Origin of the sequence: Bacillus sp. RK1064 (assembly GCF_051488405.1) — a bacterium.
In the GTDB taxonomy this organism is placed as follows: Bacteria; Bacillota; Bacilli; order Bacillales; family Bacillaceae; genus Bacillus.
Map to the genome: position 1 here is coordinate 1,018,933 of NZ_JBPSCZ010000001.1, position 14,130 is coordinate 1,033,062.

17 protein-coding genes, 1 riboswitch and 1 other annotated feature are annotated in these 14,130 nt (G+C 43.6%); of the genes, 3 read left to right on the plus strand and 14 right to left on the minus strand.

Translation table 11 applies throughout. The features are described 5' to 3' along the window. Positions 1–117 precede the first annotated feature (117 nt). The 3 genes from ACSSTM_RS05340 to purU all read right to left on the minus strand — a co-directional run bounded on the left by ACSSTM_RS05340 (position 118) and on the right by purU (position 3,695). Positions 118–1,365, minus strand: coding sequence for a glutamate-5-semialdehyde dehydrogenase (locus ACSSTM_RS05340; protein WP_034663003.1), 1,248 nt, complete (start codon positions 1,363–1,365; stop codon positions 118–120). Between the two features lie 12 nt (positions 1,366–1,377). After that, on the minus strand, positions 1,378–2,475 hold the full coding sequence (gene proB, locus ACSSTM_RS05345) for a glutamate 5-kinase (RefSeq protein ID WP_034663006.1): 1,098 nt from the start codon (positions 2,473–2,475) through the stop codon (positions 1,378–1,380). A 55-nt stretch (positions 2,476–2,530) separates the two neighbouring features. Further along, positions 2,531–2,749, minus strand: a binding site (T-box leader). A 43-nt stretch (positions 2,750–2,792) separates the two neighbouring features. After that, entirely contained in the window at positions 2,793–3,695 is a 903-nt protein-coding gene (gene purU / locus ACSSTM_RS05350) for a formyltetrahydrofolate deformylase (protein ID WP_034663009.1), read from the minus strand. A gap of 162 nt (positions 3,696–3,857) precedes the next feature. Between purU and ACSSTM_RS05355 the strand changes: the two genes are divergently transcribed. Continuing rightward, positions 3,858–4,043, plus strand: a complete 186-nt coding sequence (locus ACSSTM_RS05355; RefSeq protein WP_034663011.1) for a hypothetical protein — start codon at positions 3,858–3,860, stop codon at positions 4,041–4,043. 32 nt (positions 4,044–4,075) lie between these two features. On the opposite strand, the gene ACSSTM_RS05360 is transcribed toward ACSSTM_RS05355, so the two are convergent. Both ACSSTM_RS05360 and ACSSTM_RS05365 read right to left on the minus strand, forming a co-directional pair. Further along, positions 4,076–4,390 carry a DMT family transporter gene (locus tag ACSSTM_RS05360; protein WP_034663013.1) on the minus strand — a complete coding sequence of 105 codons (315 nt, stop codon included), beginning with the start codon at positions 4,388–4,390 and terminating at the stop codon, positions 4,076–4,078. Beyond that, positions 4,387–4,716: a DMT family transporter gene (locus ACSSTM_RS05365; RefSeq protein WP_034663015.1), complete on the minus strand. Its 330-nt coding sequence runs from the start codon at positions 4,714–4,716 to the stop codon at positions 4,387–4,389. Before ACSSTM_RS05365 ends, ACSSTM_RS05360 begins: the two co-directional genes overlap by 4 nt. Positions 4,717–4,782: 66 nt before the next feature. After that, a riboswitch (guanidine-I (ykkC/yxkD leader) is annotated at positions 4,783–4,890 on the minus strand. A 279-nt stretch (positions 4,891–5,169) separates the two neighbouring features. Here ACSSTM_RS05365 and ACSSTM_RS05370 point away from each other — a divergent pair. Beyond that, entirely contained in the window at positions 5,170–6,213 is a 1,044-nt protein-coding gene (locus ACSSTM_RS05370; RefSeq protein ID WP_034663018.1) for a bifunctional transcriptional activator/DNA repair enzyme AdaA, read from the plus strand. 18 nt (positions 6,214–6,231) lie between these two features. Here the strand turns inward: ACSSTM_RS05370 and ACSSTM_RS05375 are convergent, their stop codons facing one another. From ACSSTM_RS05375 to ACSSTM_RS05395, 5 genes are all read right to left on the minus strand, one after another. Beyond that, complete coding sequence (locus ACSSTM_RS05375; RefSeq protein ID WP_034663021.1) at positions 6,232–6,777, minus strand: GNAT family N-acetyltransferase; 546 nt, start codon at positions 6,775–6,777, stop codon at positions 6,232–6,234. Positions 6,778–6,795: 18 nt separating this feature from the next. Next, positions 6,796–7,284 carry a small multi-drug export protein gene (locus ACSSTM_RS05380; protein WP_034663025.1) on the minus strand — a complete coding sequence of 163 codons (489 nt, stop codon included), beginning with the start codon at positions 7,282–7,284 and terminating at the stop codon, positions 6,796–6,798. Positions 7,285–7,404: 120 nt separating this feature from the next. After that, the gene (locus tag ACSSTM_RS05385; RefSeq protein ID WP_106037822.1) at positions 7,405–8,157 is read right to left on the minus strand and encodes an HAAS domain-containing protein; all 753 of its coding nucleotides are present in this window, start codon (positions 8,155–8,157) and stop codon (positions 7,405–7,407) included. A gap of 4 nt (positions 8,158–8,161) precedes the next feature. Then, positions 8,162–8,488, minus strand: a complete 327-nt coding sequence (locus ACSSTM_RS05390) for a PadR family transcriptional regulator (protein ID WP_034663027.1) — start codon at positions 8,486–8,488, stop codon at positions 8,162–8,164. Between the two features lie 114 nt (positions 8,489–8,602). Next, positions 8,603–9,124, minus strand: coding sequence for an acyl-CoA thioesterase (locus tag ACSSTM_RS05395; RefSeq protein WP_060596084.1), 522 nt, complete (start codon positions 9,122–9,124; stop codon positions 8,603–8,605). 179 nt (positions 9,125–9,303) lie between these two features. Between ACSSTM_RS05395 and ACSSTM_RS05400 the strand changes: the two genes are divergently transcribed. Continuing rightward, positions 9,304–10,185, plus strand: coding sequence for a dimethylarginine dimethylaminohydrolase family protein (locus ACSSTM_RS05400; protein WP_342689938.1), 882 nt, complete (start codon positions 9,304–9,306; stop codon positions 10,183–10,185). Between the two features lie 39 nt (positions 10,186–10,224). On the opposite strand, the gene ACSSTM_RS05405 is transcribed toward ACSSTM_RS05400, so the two are convergent. From ACSSTM_RS05405 to ACSSTM_RS05420, 4 genes are read right to left on the minus strand one after another with little or no spacing between them, the layout of a single operon-like run. Continuing rightward, complete coding sequence (locus tag ACSSTM_RS05405) at positions 10,225–11,193, minus strand: ABC transporter ATP-binding protein (RefSeq protein ID WP_106037823.1); 969 nt, start codon at positions 11,191–11,193, stop codon at positions 10,225–10,227. Continuing rightward, positions 11,183–12,100 (minus strand): NlpC/P60 family protein, encoded by a 918-nt coding sequence (locus ACSSTM_RS05410; protein WP_437404013.1) that lies wholly within the window; start codon positions 12,098–12,100, stop codon positions 11,183–11,185. Before ACSSTM_RS05410 ends, ACSSTM_RS05405 begins: the two co-directional genes overlap by 11 nt. Continuing rightward, positions 12,100–13,179 carry a mandelate racemase/muconate lactonizing enzyme family protein gene (locus ACSSTM_RS05415; RefSeq protein WP_034663034.1) on the minus strand — a complete coding sequence of 360 codons (1,080 nt, stop codon included), beginning with the start codon at positions 13,177–13,179 and terminating at the stop codon, positions 12,100–12,102. The genes ACSSTM_RS05410 and ACSSTM_RS05415 overlap by 1 nt, the downstream gene beginning before the upstream one ends. Beyond that, a complete protein-coding gene (locus ACSSTM_RS05420) occupies positions 13,176–14,117 on the minus strand; it encodes a S66 peptidase family protein (RefSeq protein ID WP_034663036.1) in 942 nt (313 codons plus the stop codon). Before ACSSTM_RS05420 ends, ACSSTM_RS05415 begins: the two co-directional genes overlap by 4 nt. Between the last annotated feature and the right edge of the window lie 13 nt (positions 14,118–14,130).

The window sequence follows — 14,130 nt, forward strand, 5'->3', positions numbered from 1 at the left end:
CCAATCTTCTCAAAATATAAAACATTACCATATTTTATCATACTTGACCGAAGAAATACAAAAATGAAATGAAAGGAAAAAGAGAGCCTGCTGTCACAAGACTCTCTTTTGAATTCGTTATTCTCTTATTTGTCCTTGACCACGAATGACAAATTTTTCAGAGGTTAAAGCCGGCAGACCCATCGGCCCTCTTGCATGCAGTTTTTGTGTGCTAATCCCTATTTCTGCTCCGTAGCCAAATTCAAAGCCATCTGTGAACCGAGTAGAAGCGTTGTGATAGACAGCGGCAGCATCGACAGCTGTTAAGAAAAGTGAAGCATGCTGATCATTTTCCGTAATGATCGCTTCAGAGTGCTTGGAGCTATACGTTTGAATATGCTGAATCGCTTCTTCTATGCTCTCTACGATTTTAATACTGACAATCGGCGCTAAAAACTCTGTTTCATAGTCCTCTTTTGTCGCTAATGAAGCACTAGGCGCAAGGGCACATACGGCTTCATCGCCCCGTATCTCTACCCCATTTGCATGAAGGGCTTCAAATAACGAAGCGCCATATGTTTTTGCCCATGTTTCATGAATGACAATGCTCTCGATCGCATTGCAAACAGATGGCCTTTGGGTTTTAGCATTCAGCACAATCTGCTCAGCCATTTCGTTTTTCGCTGTTTCATCAATGTAGATATGACAGTTCCCTGCACCTGTCTCAAGCACTGGCACGGTAGACTCTCTCACGACAAGATCAATTAAATTTTTCCCGCCGCGCGGAATAAGGACATCCAGATATTCATTTAAAGTGAACAGCGTTTTCGCCGTTTCACGGCCTGTATCTTCAATCAATTGCACACTGTCTACTGGAATATCCGTTGTCTGAAGCGCTTCATGGATCACCTTGACAATTGCTTTATTACTATGAATGGCAGAGGAGCTCCCGCGAAGAATAACAGCATTCCCAGTTTTGAGGCAAAGGGTGGCAGCATCTACTGTCACGTTTGGTCTTGCTTCATAAATCATTCCAACCGTTCCGAGAGGCACACGCACCTTTTCGATGAACAGACCGTTTTCTTTTTGAATGGTTTCTAATGTTTCACCAATTGGGTCTTTTAAGTGAATCAGCTGAAGAGTAGCGTCTGCGATGGCGTCAATTCTCTCTTCTGTGAGTGTAATCCGGTCAATGACAGAAGGCGTGAACTGCTTGTCCTCAGCAGCCTGAACATCCTTTTTATTCTCCCCCAATAAATAAGCGGAAGATGCTTTAAGTGCAGTTGCGATGGCATGTAAAGCTGCATTTTTTTGCTCCGTCGTTTTTAGCAGCAGCTGATCTTTGGCTGTACTTGCTTTTTTTGCTTTTTCAAGAACTTCATTCATCGTATTCCCTCCTCAGTTTTGTACATGCTGTACCCAGTGATCTCTGTGTATAACCTCAGGCTTCTCATTTGAAAGCTCATCACTTCGCATCCCTTTAATGCCGAGAAGCTCATCGGATGCGTACAAGGTTTGTCCCTTACCCACTAATCCGTTCGGACCGACCACTTCAACGACCTCTCCTTTAGAAAAGTCACCAGCGACATCAATGACTCCAGCCGGAAGAAGGCTTCTGCCGTTATGCAAAATCGCCGCTTCCGCTCCTGCATCTATCATGATTTTCCCAGAGACGGGTGAGTGGAATTGAATCCATTGACGGCGGTTGTTGACGGCTGATAAGTCCTGTTCTCCGATATACGTTCCGTCTCCTTGACCCGCTAGAATGTGAAGCAGCTTGTCTTCTCCAGTACCTGTGCCAATGAAGACTTTAACGCCTAGTGAAAGTGCCGTTTGTGCAGCAGACAGCTTTGATTTCATCCCGCCTGTTCCCACTTTTGAGCCTGTGCTCTTCGCATATGAAAACAATTCTTCTGAAATGTGTGTCAGTACATCAAAACGCTTCGCCTCAGGATGCTCATTTGGATTTGCATCATATATTCCGTTAATGTCCGTTAAGATGATCAATTGGTCTGCATGGATTAATCCACTGACAAGAGCTGACAGCATGTCATTATCCCCAAAGGTAAGCTCCTCAATGGAAACAGAATCATTTTCATTAATGATCGGTAAAATTTTTCTTTCCAGCAGCTCCATCATCGTAGCGTAAGCATTTCGATATCTTGTTCGATCTGAAAAGTCATTACGGGTTAAAAGCATTTGTGCAGGTGTCATGTGAAACTGTGAAAATAGCTCTGTATATTTCTGCATTAACAAGCCCTGTCCAACCGCTGCTGCTGCCTGTTTCCCCTTTAAAGTCACAGGTCTTGATGGATACCCTAAGCTGCCAAACCCTGCTGCAACGGCTCCTGACGAAATTAAAATGATTTCATGCCCAGCCTCTTTCAGCTTTGCTATCGCTTTCACATGATCCTGCATTTTTTGTTCATCAATGGCTCCTTTTTGCTCTGTTAATGAACTGCTGCCAATTTTGATGACGATCCTTTGCTTTTTCATTATTGATTCCCTCCGCTATACCTTTAGGCACAAAAAAATCCCTTTTTCTCCTTATGTAAAGGACGAAAAGGGATTTTCCGTGGTACCACCTTCATTGAATAAGCATACATCTAGCTTATTCCACTCAACTCCTGTAACGCCAGGCACGCGCTTAGATTTTTCCTCTAAGGCTCAAAGGGCAGGTTCAGCAGCTGTCTGCGGCAAATGTTTCAGCATATCATTTGCTCTCTTTACGCATCAGTTCCTGCTTACTATTCCTTTTCAACGCTCGTTAATTTTTTTATATTATCACCAATTGCTCAGGAAAAGTCAAGCCGTCAATTAAATACAATCGTTTTATTCTCATGCACAATTATTCGATCTTCTAGATGCCATTTGACGGCACGTGCAAGCACACTCCGCTCAATTGTTCGGCCAATATTTTTTAATGCTTCTGCATCATCCCGGTGATCTACACGCTCAATATCCTGTTCAATGATCGGTCCTTCGTCTAAATCATTGGTCACATAATGAGAAGTCGCGCCAATTAATTTGACTCCCCGCTCATATGCCCGCTTATATGGATTTGCACCAATAAACGCTGGCAGAAAAGAATGATGAATATTAATGATTTTGTTCGGGTGCTGTTCAATAAATTCAGGCGTTAAAATTTGCATGTATCTAGCAAGCACAATGGCATCAATATCATACTCTTCTAATAATGCGAGCTGCTGTTTTTCCGCTTCTTTGCGAATGTCTTTGTTCGCCTTCACAAAATGGAACGGGATTCCAAGCGATTCTACTGTATCTTTTGCCGTTTCATGATTGCTGATCACGACCGCAATTTCAGCCATGACATTTCCGCTTTGCCATTCCCATAGCAGCTCATGTAAACAATGAAGCTCTTTTGACACAAAGATCGCCAGCTTTTTAAGCTCACTTGCACGCGACATGCTCCACGTCATTTGAAATGATGCTGCAATTGGCTCAAACTGATGTTTCAGCTGATCCATATTTGCCGAGATGTCTTTCCAATCAAATTCAATTCTTAAAAAGAACCGGCCGCTTTCATGATCTGTTGTGTATTGGCTGGATTCAATGATATTCGCTCCGTGCTCAAATAAAAAGGAAGAAACAGCTGATACAATTCCAGGCTGATCCGGACAGCTGACAAGCAACCTTCCTTTTTGCTCATGCTTTTGTCTGTGTAATTCAAGTTTCTCTGTTATCAAAGTTCTCATGTATCATGACCTCATTTACGTTTTCATTCTAATGAAATATTATACTGGACTGGAAAGAGAAAAAGCAATGTAGAGTCCTATTTTTTATTGAATATTCATTCAATTCTGCACCTGGCGTGATATAATGTGAATAGACCTTTTATCATAAAAGGAGTGATGGAGATGAAAAGTATGACTTTGTTTGGTAAAGTGAGCTTTTGGCTCGGCATCGTTTGTCTGATCACAGGTATTTCCCTTTTTATAGCCGGTGAAAGACTCATTCCTTTTCTCACATTTGGTGTGTGTTTTCTGCTTGTGAGCCAGCTTTACCGCAAAAATGAAAACGATTCCAATCATCATTCAATGTAACAAAAGGCTGGCATCTATCTGCCAGCCTTTTCTTATTCAATGATTTTCAATCCTACTGCCGCAGATAAAATCAAGGCGATGAAGAAAATACGTTTTGCGTCTTTCGACTCTCCGTAAAACAGCATACCGACCATGGCGCCTCCAGCAGCTCCGATTCCAGTCCAAATGGCGTACGCCGTTCCCATCGGAATCGTATTCATCGCAAGAGACAGCATCAGAAAGGACATCGAAAAGCCAGCTGCAATGAATAAAATCCATTTGACATGCCGGTCTTTTTGGAATTGATTCATCATGGTCACACAAAGCATTTCTAAGATGCCTGCTCCAATGAGTAAAAGCCAGCTCATGATTCAGCCTCTCCCTTCTTTTCACCTGTTGTCAGCTTCAGCCCTAATACACCGCACAAAAGCATGACAATCAAAAGCAGTTTGACAAGCTGAACCGGCTCACCAAGCACCATGCCTATGAGGACGGTACCTGCTGTCCCAAGCCCGGTAAAAACGGCATAAAGTGTGCCAACTGGCAGTACACTTGTTGCTTTCATGAGTAAATAAAAGCTCACGATAATACAAACGATGGTTGCGCCCCATTCTATGAGCGAGTGAGCATATTTCAGCCCCATCACCCAGCCGACTTCAAATATGGCCGCAATAAAGACATTTCCCCATTTCATCTGATCTTCTCCTTTCTGAACGATTCCAACCAACAAAAAAAGCCTGGAAATCGATCGTTTGATCAAATCTCCCGGGCTTTTATCCCTCCGTGTCCATATGGCCTCTTCTAAGACCCTATGTGTTTTCTCTCGGACCAGACTGCACCAGCGCACGGAACCCTAGAAAACCAATTCATGATATACAGACCTGACTTAGAGCAGATTCTGTATTAAAAATCTTATCACACCCCGATATGCCGGTCTACCAGTTTGCTCTCCCTCTTCAAATATACTTGTTCATTTTTCGAAAGAAATGATATGAGACCGGCGTATACTAAATGATAGACAGAGAAATGATCACATCGCTGATATAATGAAATAAGATTGATGTGATGAACGATCCAAGATGACGCTTTGTTTACCAGCACAAAGTACGCTGAATCACATTTTATAGGAAACCAAGAGGTGGATCGTATGATGATAACCGACGAACAGAAACATGAATTTTATCAAGCACTGGTTGACAAGAACCCGCAATATGACGGCACATTCTTTGCCGGCATTAAGACCACTGGTATCTTCTGCCATGCCACATGTACCGCTAGAAAACCAAAATATGAGAACTGTGAGTTTTTCTTTACAGCAGAGGAAGCACTGCTAGCAGGATATCGTCCGTGCAAGCGCTGCACACCATTAACATACCCTAACAGCATTCCGGAAGAAGTCAAAACACTCGTTTCTGCAGTTGAAACACATCCTGAAAAACGCTGGAAAGAAGAAGACTTTCATCAATTAGGGATTCACTCTGCAACGGCACGGCGGAAATTCAAAGAAATCTATGGTATGACCTTTGTTCAATATGCGAGATCACGCCGAATGGGACTTGCCTTTAAAGAAATTCTGAATGGAAAAAAAGTGATTGATCAGCAGGTCGCCTTGGGCTATGAATCTTCGAGTGCCTTCAATGATGCATTTACGAAAATTATGGGAAATCCCCCTAAAAAGACGCAAACCAAGATTCTCCACGCTAATTTTATTTCTACACCGATCGGGCGGATGATCAGCGTGACAGATGCGACGCATGTGTATTTACTGGAATTTGTGGACAGGCGGGGACTCGAAAAGGAAATTGAGAACATGAGAAAAAAGCATCAAGCCCGTATTTTAGTCGGGGAAACAAACGTCCATCAGCAATTGGTAAAGGAATTGACCTTATATTTTGAAAAAAAACTGACGCAGTTTACAGTACCACTTTCCTTGCATGGCACCCCTTTTCAAATGAAGGTGTGGGACCTGCTCACACGCATTCCTTCAGGCGAAACTAGTTCTTACCGAGATCTTGCTATGATGCTGGGCGATCCTCATTTGGTCCGGGCGGTTGGTAATGCAAATGGTGCCAACCAATTAGCGATTATCATTCCATGCCACCGCGTCATTCAAACAAGTGGTGAACTCGGGGGCTACGGCGGCGGGGTTGAACGGAAGAAATATTTGCTTCAGCTAGAACAGCGTATATAAAAGAAAAAACGGCTCTGCTTATTCGGTAAGCGAGCCGTTTTCTTCGTTACGGGTGATGCTGTATACATCGATGATCTGATCCCATTTTGAAATGGTTTTTTCTTTTTTCATACCCATTTTTAAAGCGACCTTTACAGACGATTCATTCTCTGGGCGTATTAAGCTGACCATTCGTCTGACCTTCATTTCTTCAAAGCCATAGGTGAGACAGCCTTTTGCGGCTTCAGCAGCATAGCCATTCCCCCATGCTGCTTTCTTTAGCATATAGCCGATTTCAAGTTCTGTTTGTCCTTCAATGTTTTGCAGAACAATCCCGCTTTGTCCAAGTGGTTCATTCGTTTCTTTCTCTTCAATGATCCAGAGGGAAGTATGATACATGCGGTCATTCTTTTGATTCCATGCAATCCACTCTTTCGTCTGCTGCTCATCCTTCAAAGAAGGATAATACTTCATCACTTCTTCATCTTGGAACAACATATCATATAAAAATGGCGCATCATGTTCATTCATCGTTCTCAGTCTAAGGCGCTCTGTTTCAAGCACTGTCCGTGTTTGAAGTTTCATTTATGATCCTCCCCTCACTTACTGACTAAAAATATCTCCGAACAATCCATTTGAATCTGGGGCAAAGTAATGGATTCCCGCACCGGTTAAACTAGCTGCCAGCGCTGTCCACATCATTAAACTGACTGTCATCCACACTGCGACTTGCTTTCTTTTCGTCCCGAAGCTCATGCACATAAATGCCGCTAGATGACTGCCGATGATAAAAGGACCGACGAGTGCTAATCCCGGGAGACCATATCGTTCCCAAATTCTTCTGGCCCGCAGCTGCTTTTTCTCTCCTTTTTCATCACTTTTGTCCTCTTTTCTCTTCAACCGCCATGCTTTGAAGCGGTCTACGAAAACAATGAGAAGTAAAACGGTAAAAAAATTGCCGATGAATCCAATGACCGCAGTCGGTACAGGATGCATGCCACTTAAAATGGCCAACGGAACGACACCTACCACTTCAAAAAAAGGCAGAGCAGCCAATACAAACACAAGTACATATCCCCATAAAATATCCAAGCACAGAACCCCTTTTCATTTTTGTCCTCTTCCCATTGTAATGAAAAACACGATACCATTTCTACATTTTTTTAGAAAAAGAAAAGCACATCTTATAGGATTATAGATGTGCTCTGTTTTTTACAACGTATTTTCATTTTTCTTATTCGTCCGGCGTAAGACAATGAGCATAAGCCCTATTAAGATCACAACCGATAGTAGACTTTGCAAGAGAAGCACGCTTGGTGATGTCCAGCCAATCCATTCAAATAGGAGCTGCGGTCCGAAAAAGATGATCGGAATCAATGAAACGACATTCGCCTTTAATATTGCATTAAAGACAATGATACATAGCAGCATGAGCAGGATGACGCCCCATCTTTGACCTGAGGTCAGGACAAGTAATGGTGTGCCGAGTTTTTGATCCAATAGTTTGATTGTGACCATCGCGGTCAGCTGAAAGATCCCTAAGATCCAAAAGTAAAGAAATGCCCGGCGGCTTGTCTGAAAGGCAGACGCTCTAAACATCAGAATGATCATAATGACATTGGCCACTAAAACGAGCGGATAGCCAATCAAAGCATACCAAGAATACGATAAACTTTGACTGATCGCATCTGATAAAATCATGTAGAAGAGAGACCCGATTAAGAAGGCACTGATGAAGGGAACCCAGTCTTTATGGTGTCCTGACAGCTCTTTTGCGAGTTCATCAGCATAGCCCCGCGGATCTCCGCCAAACAAAGCCTCCCCTGTTTTACCATCTTTTTCAGCCTCAACCGCATGTGTCGTCAGTTCATCCATCAGCTCATCAATTTCGTCCTCATTTTTCCCCTTTGAGATGAGATAGAGTTTCAGCTCTAGTAGAACGTGTCTTGTTTCTTTTGATACCATAATCTCACTTCCCTTTTTGTAATAAGCGGTTTACATTTTTTGAAAGCTCACTCCAGCGGGTAATAAACTCTGTGAGCGCTTGTTCTCCAGCTTGTGTGAGCGTATAGTATTTCCTTTTCGGTCCGCTCGCTGATGCTTTTGTGACAGTGGTCACGAGCTGTTCCTTTTGCATACGCAGCAGGATCGGATAGATACTTCCTTCACTAATTTGATCAAACCCGTAATGCGCGAGCTTCTTTGTCATTTCATACCCATAAATCTCACCCTCAGAAATAATCGACAGCAGGCAGCCTTCTAAAATTCCTTTTAGCATTTGTGTGGATGTTGTCATCTTTGTTCCTCCGATTCCAGTACCTTGCATCACAAGATAGTATCATCTTACCACACACTATCTTGTCATGCAAGATACTATCCTAGAAAAAAATCACCGCTGAAAGGGTGATTTTTACGCCCATGGTTTATCTGTTCCAAGTGCGTCAGCCAGTGCCTTGCTATGCTTTCGGCGGCTTTTTCTTTCCTCTGCCCGCTGCTTCGCTGTTTGATGCAGCATGATTTCTTCCTCTGTTTCCGGTACGACTTGTGGTACTCGTTTTGGCTTTCCGTTTTCATCTAGCGAGACAAAAGTCAGAAATGAAGTCGCTGCAAGTCTGCGCTCTCCAGACATCAAGTTTTCTTTCATGACTTTGACAAACACTTCCATGGAAGACGTGCCGACCCACGTCACATAGGATTCCAAGCATACTGACTCTTTTTGTCCAATCGGCTCTAAAAAGTCAACAGAATCCATCGACGCCGTGACCGTTTCACTGCGGCTGTGTCTTGCTGCCGAGATGGAAGCAATGTCATCTATATAACTCATTAATTTCCCGCCAAATAAGGTTTGGTGGTTATTCGTATCGAGAGGGAATACCCTGCTGGTTTTAACAACTTTCGATTCCTTGCAGTATTTGAAATTTTCTTCACTCATCATCATAGCTCCTTCTTGCTGTTTTCGTGAATGCGGAACGACTTTTATTAAACACTATTCTTTTAGGTTTGTCTAAACTTTTTGCTTTAGTCTCTTGTGAGAGATTTTCTTTCGGAAATGTTTCAACCATGACTAGAACGAGGAATAATAGAACTATGAACAAACAAGGAGGCCATTTGATGGATTCTATGAGAGCAGAACAAATACACAAAATGCCGCAATGCATGAGTGAATATGACGATTTACAAGAAGTCCTTTTATGCAGTCCCATCTATATGGAAATCAAACAGATCATCAACGAAACCCAGAAACATTTTGCGAGAGAAAATATTTCTCAAATGAAAGCCGTTGCTCAGCATAAGCAATTGATCCAAACCCTAAAGAACCATCAAGTACGCCCCATCATGCTTCCGGCAAATGACCGCTTTCCTGAGCAAGTCTTTACTCGGGATATTGGGTTTACGATTGGACATACACTATTTGTTTCAAGCATGGCCGCCCCGGTCCGGCAAGGGGAAGAACAATTGTTAAAAGAGTGGGCACAGGGAAATGGATTGAAAACTGTTACCCTGACAAATGGAACGATTGAAGGCGGCGATGTGCTTGTGGATCAAACACGCGTATTTGTCGGAACGAGCAAAAGAACAAACCCATCCGCTATCCATCAGCTCAAAAAAGAACTGCCTGATCATGACATCATTCCCATTCATCTTCCTCCTCACATTTTGCATCTCGATTGTGTGATGAATATTCTGTCTCATGATGAGATATTAATTTATCCTGAAGCGTTCAAAAAAGAGGATCTTCACCTGCTCAAAATGCATTATGATCTGATTGAAATAAGCGAACAAGAGCAATTCACACTCGGACCAAACGTTTTATCCATTGGGCAGAAAAAAGTGATCAGTTTGCCTATCAATCAACAAACAAATGCTGCATTAACCGCTCACGGGTACACTGTCATTGAAGTGGATTTTTCAGAAATCATTAAATCTGGCGGCTCTTATAGATGCTGCACATTGCCGATTCGGCGTTCATCCACTAAAAAAGCCAGCGTGTAGAACAGCTTGTCTACTTGCTGGCTTTTTTTCTGTCTATTTTTATGTTCGATCGTATAAATGACAGGCGACATCATGTCCTTCTTCTACTGCTTGTAATGTTGGCTTTTTTTCAGCACACACATCCATCGCTGCAGGACACCTTGTTCGAAATACACAGCCGCTTGGCGGGTTCACTGGACTTGGAATTTCTCCTTTTAAAATGAATCTTTTGCGCTTGTCCTCCACGTCAGGATCTGGAATGGGGATCGCTGACAGCAAGGCTTGTGTATATGGGTGCAGCGGTGTTTGATATAATGCATCACTGCTGGTCAATTCGACGAGATGACCTAAATACATGACACCGATTCGGTCGCTGATGTATTTGACCATCGACAAGTCATGCGCAATAAAGAGAAATGTCAGCCCTTCCTCCTTTTGTAGTTTCTTCAGCAAATTCACAACCTGCGCTTGAACGGAGACATCTAGTGCAGAAATTGGCTCATCTGCCACAATAAATTTCGGCGCTAAGGCGAGTGCTCTCGCAATACCGATTCTCTGCCTCTGTCCTCCGCTGAATTCGTGGGGATAGCGAGTGGCAAAATCATAGCTAAGTCCTACTGCTTCAAGTAGTTCTTTCACCCGGGCAACTCTTTTCTTTTGACTCCCGTAAAGGTTGTGAATCTCCATTGGCTCCAGCATAATATCTTTTACAGACAGCCGCGGATTTAAGGAGGAATACGGATCTTGAAACACCATTTGAATTTGCCGATTAAAATCAAATGATTCTTTTTTAGAAAGGTGATGAAGGCTTTTCCCTTCATATAAGGCTTCCCCATCTGTCGGTTCATAAAGACGCATGAGCACTTTTCCAAGTGTGGATTTTCCGCAGCCAGACTCGCCAACAAGACCAAACGTTTCGCCTTGTTTCAGCTGAAAAGAGACACCGTCTAGCGCTTTTAACGTTCTTCCTTTCGATAGATGAAAATGTTTTTTGAGATTGTTTACTTGTAAAAGTGGTTCAACTGCCATGACCATTCCTCCTCTCGCTTGGCAAATATCGTCTTGCACCTGCCCATTCCTTTTCATATGAAGTGCCAGAAAGGGAAAGCAGCTCAATTTCCCTGCCGGTTTTAGGCGAATGAAGCATCATACCGTCACCTGCGTAGATCCCAACATGGCGGACAGCTCCCTTTCCGTTGTCATTGGCAAAAAACAATAAGTCGCCTTGTTCTAAATGGCTTGATGCGACCGGTGTTCCTTGCACTACCTGGTCACTTGCGTCTCTCGGCAAAAGATATCCGCACGCTTTGTACATGCTGTAAGCAAAGCCTGAACAGTCATAGCCAAAGCTGCTCATGCCGCCCCATAAATACGAAAGACCAATAAATTGTTTTCCCTTCTCTACAACATCTTTGCCGGTCATAGAAGAAATGGATGAAACTGACTGCACATCTACTTTATTGATTTCTCTCGTCCCTGCTGGTGTGACAACGCGAAAGCAATCACTCGTTTCTTCTACAGCTGCGAGCTCTGTTAAAAAACTAATTTTCATGTCCGCTTGCCCATTTCGATAGAGCATGGCTTTTTTCTGACAAACGATATGAGATATAGCTGGCGCACTTCCTTCTGTCACTTGCTTTAGATGGTTCGTAGGTATATAGCCAGGATAGCCTTGCGGATGTTTCCGGCTGGCCTGCTGCGGAATGACGACTTTCATCCAGCCGTCTGTCTCTTCTAATCCAATGACTTGTTCGCCGAGCAGTACTTGCGACTGGATCAGATTTTCTTCACATAAAGCCAGTTTTTCTTCATATGTCTGCTGGTCAATCCACTCTTGGATCTTAAAGGAACCCTGAAGTACCTTTTGATCGATTTCTCTCGGTGACTGCGGCGCTGTCCATACGTTCGCAACTGGAACCTTTGATTCAAATACCATCATGAGACTCCTTTCACCCCTTGAATGCCTAACCCATGATGCGGTGGGAAAAAGATATCTTTTCCTTTGTACACGATTCCTCCGTCTACCATGTCCTCTTTTAGCATCAGCGGGGCATCAAAATCATAGCGGGTGATATTCGGCTGGCTGGCGGCGAGATGAGCGGCTGCTGTAATTCCAAGTTTTGACTCAATCATACTGCCAACCATGCACTTTACGCCGTATGCTTCTGCTAGAGCATTGATTTTTAGGGCTTCTTTTATGCCGCCTGATTTCATTAATTTTAAATTGATCAGATCACAGCTTCTCGTTTCAAGCACCTTGATCGCATCATGAAAACTGAAAATGCTTTCGTCTGCCATAATCAATGTATCTGTTGCTTCTGTCACACGGCGCAGGCCTTCGATATCTTCTTTCGGAACCGGCTGCTCTACTAGTTCGATATTCAGCGCCTCCATTTTCCGAATGGCTATGATCGCTTCCTTCCACGTCCATCCTTGGTTCGCATCGAGCCTGATCTGAATATCCGGCCCGACCTTTTCTCGAATTCGCTTGATACGCTGAATATCCGTATCTATGTCATCTTTTCCTACCTTGATCTTTAACGTCTGAAAGCCTTCAGCTGCGTATTGCTTCGCATCTTCCGCCATCTCAAGCGGACGGTTTACACTGACCGTATAATCGGTTTCAAGCTGACTGCGATATCCGCCAAGGTATTGATAAAGCGGAAGTCCTGCCTGCTTCGCTAAGCCATCATAAATGGCCATGTCAACCGCTGCCTTTGCGCTTGTGTTGCAAGCGAGCACTCGGTTCATATGAGAAAAAATTTGTTCATATTCTGACAAGGAAGCTCCAAGCAAAATCGGTCTGATCACTTCGCATATGGCATAGTCGATGCTTTCCAGCGTTTCACCTGTAATCACCGTTGTCGGGACTGCTTCTCCGTAGCTGACGTCACCTTGATCATATGTGATGATAACGATCAGAGATGCTGCGTCATACACCGTTCGTAAAGCGGTTTTGAAAGGCTTTTTTAGCGGTACACTCATTCTGCATGTACGAACATCGACGATTTTCATTTGATCGCCTCTTTCGCTGCAACGCCTGGAGAAATGTGCAGTTTTTTTCCTGTCGCATCTAATGCAGCCTGCGTGCCCATTGGAATAGCAAAGTTCGGCGAAGAATGACCGATCCGGAAGCCCCCAAGTGCAGGTTTCTTTTGCGGCACAATATAGGTGCCCCATACTTGATTCAATGTAAGGGACTGATCTTTCTTTTTTGGCTCACATTGATGAAAATCTCCAATGATGAATCCAGCCGCATCATCCAATTTCCCAGCAGATGTGAGGTGCTGCATCATTCGATCAATTTTATAGGGCTCTTCGTCAATATCTTCAATGAACAAAAGCTTTCCCTTCGTATCGATTTCAAAAGGTGTACCAAGTGTTGTCACGATGAGGGCAAGATTTCCTCCTACAATCTCACCTGAAGCGGTGCCCGGATAGAAAGTATGAAGGGGTGACAAGTGGTGCGCATACGTAAAGACTTTCGGTGCAAACAGCTGTAAAAAGGTATCTTTCGTATAAGGATGAACCTCCTCAAGTCCCACATCAGAGGAAAGCATTGGCCCATGAAACGTCACAAGACCAGTCTGCTGTTGGATGGCGGTATGTAAAAACGTAATATCACTATAGCCCCAAAAGATTTTTGGATTCCGGCGAATCAGGTCATAGTCAATGACTTCCGCAAGTCTTCCAGTCCCGTATCCTCCGCAAGCACAAATAACCGCCTTCACTTCTGGATCTTGAAACATGCGATGAAGATCCTCCACTCTTTCATGATCATAGCCTGCTAAATACCCATACCGGCAGTCGATATACTTTCCTTTTTTCACCTTTAGCCCGAGGCTTTCTAAAAAGGCAATCCCTTTTGCTAATTTCAGCTCATCAGGCGGGCTTGCTGGTGCAATAATCCCCACCGTATCCCCTGTTTGAAGTGCCACTGGCAGCTGGCTCATGCCATATCCCCTC

Coding starts and splice junctions, on each gene's coding strand:
- proB (WP_034663006.1), bottom strand. CDS start 2,475: ATGAAAAAGCAAAGGATCGTCATCAAAATTGGCAGCAGTTCATTAACA.
- ACSSTM_RS05400 (WP_342689938.1), top strand. CDS start 9,304: ATGGATTCTATGAGAGCAGAACAAATACACAAAATGCCGCAATGCATG.
- ACSSTM_RS05390 (WP_034663027.1), bottom strand. CDS start 8,488: ATGACAACATCCACACAAATGCTAAAAGGAATTTTAGAAGGCTGCCTG.
- ACSSTM_RS05340 (WP_034663003.1), bottom strand. CDS start 1,365: ATGAATGAAGTTCTTGAAAAAGCAAAAAAAGCAAGTACAGCCAAAGAT.
- ACSSTM_RS05355 (WP_034663011.1), top strand. CDS start 3,858: ATGAAAAGTATGACTTTGTTTGGTAAAGTGAGCTTTTGGCTCGGCATC.
- ACSSTM_RS05395 (WP_060596084.1), bottom strand. CDS start 9,124: ATGAGTGAAGAAAATTTCAAATACTGCAAGGAATCGAAAGTTGTTAAA.
- ACSSTM_RS05375 (WP_034663021.1), bottom strand. CDS start 6,777: ATGAAACTTCAAACACGGACAGTGCTTGAAACAGAGCGCCTTAGACTG.
- ACSSTM_RS05415 (WP_034663034.1), bottom strand. CDS start 13,179: ATGAAAATCGTCGATGTTCGTACATGCAGAATGAGTGTACCGCTAAAA.
- ACSSTM_RS05420 (WP_034663036.1), bottom strand. CDS start 14,117: ATGAGCCAGCTGCCAGTGGCACTTCAAACAGGGGATACGGTGGGGATT.
- ACSSTM_RS05405 (WP_106037823.1), bottom strand. CDS start 11,193: ATGGCAGTTGAACCACTTTTACAAGTAAACAATCTCAAAAAACATTTT.
- ACSSTM_RS05370 (WP_034663018.1), top strand. CDS start 5,170: ATGATGATAACCGACGAACAGAAACATGAATTTTATCAAGCACTGGTT.
- ACSSTM_RS05360 (WP_034663013.1), bottom strand. CDS start 4,390: ATGAGCTGGCTTTTACTCATTGGAGCAGGCATCTTAGAAATGCTTTGT.
- purU (WP_034663009.1), bottom strand. CDS start 3,695: ATGAGAACTTTGATAACAGAGAAACTTGAATTACACAGACAAAAGCAT.
- ACSSTM_RS05385 (WP_106037822.1), bottom strand. CDS start 8,157: ATGGTATCAAAAGAAACAAGACACGTTCTACTAGAGCTGAAACTCTAT.
- ACSSTM_RS05365 (WP_034663015.1), bottom strand. CDS start 4,716: ATGAAATGGGGAAATGTCTTTATTGCGGCCATATTTGAAGTCGGCTGG.
- ACSSTM_RS05410 (WP_437404013.1), bottom strand. CDS start 12,100: ATGGTATTTGAATCAAAGGTTCCAGTTGCGAACGTATGGACAGCGCCG.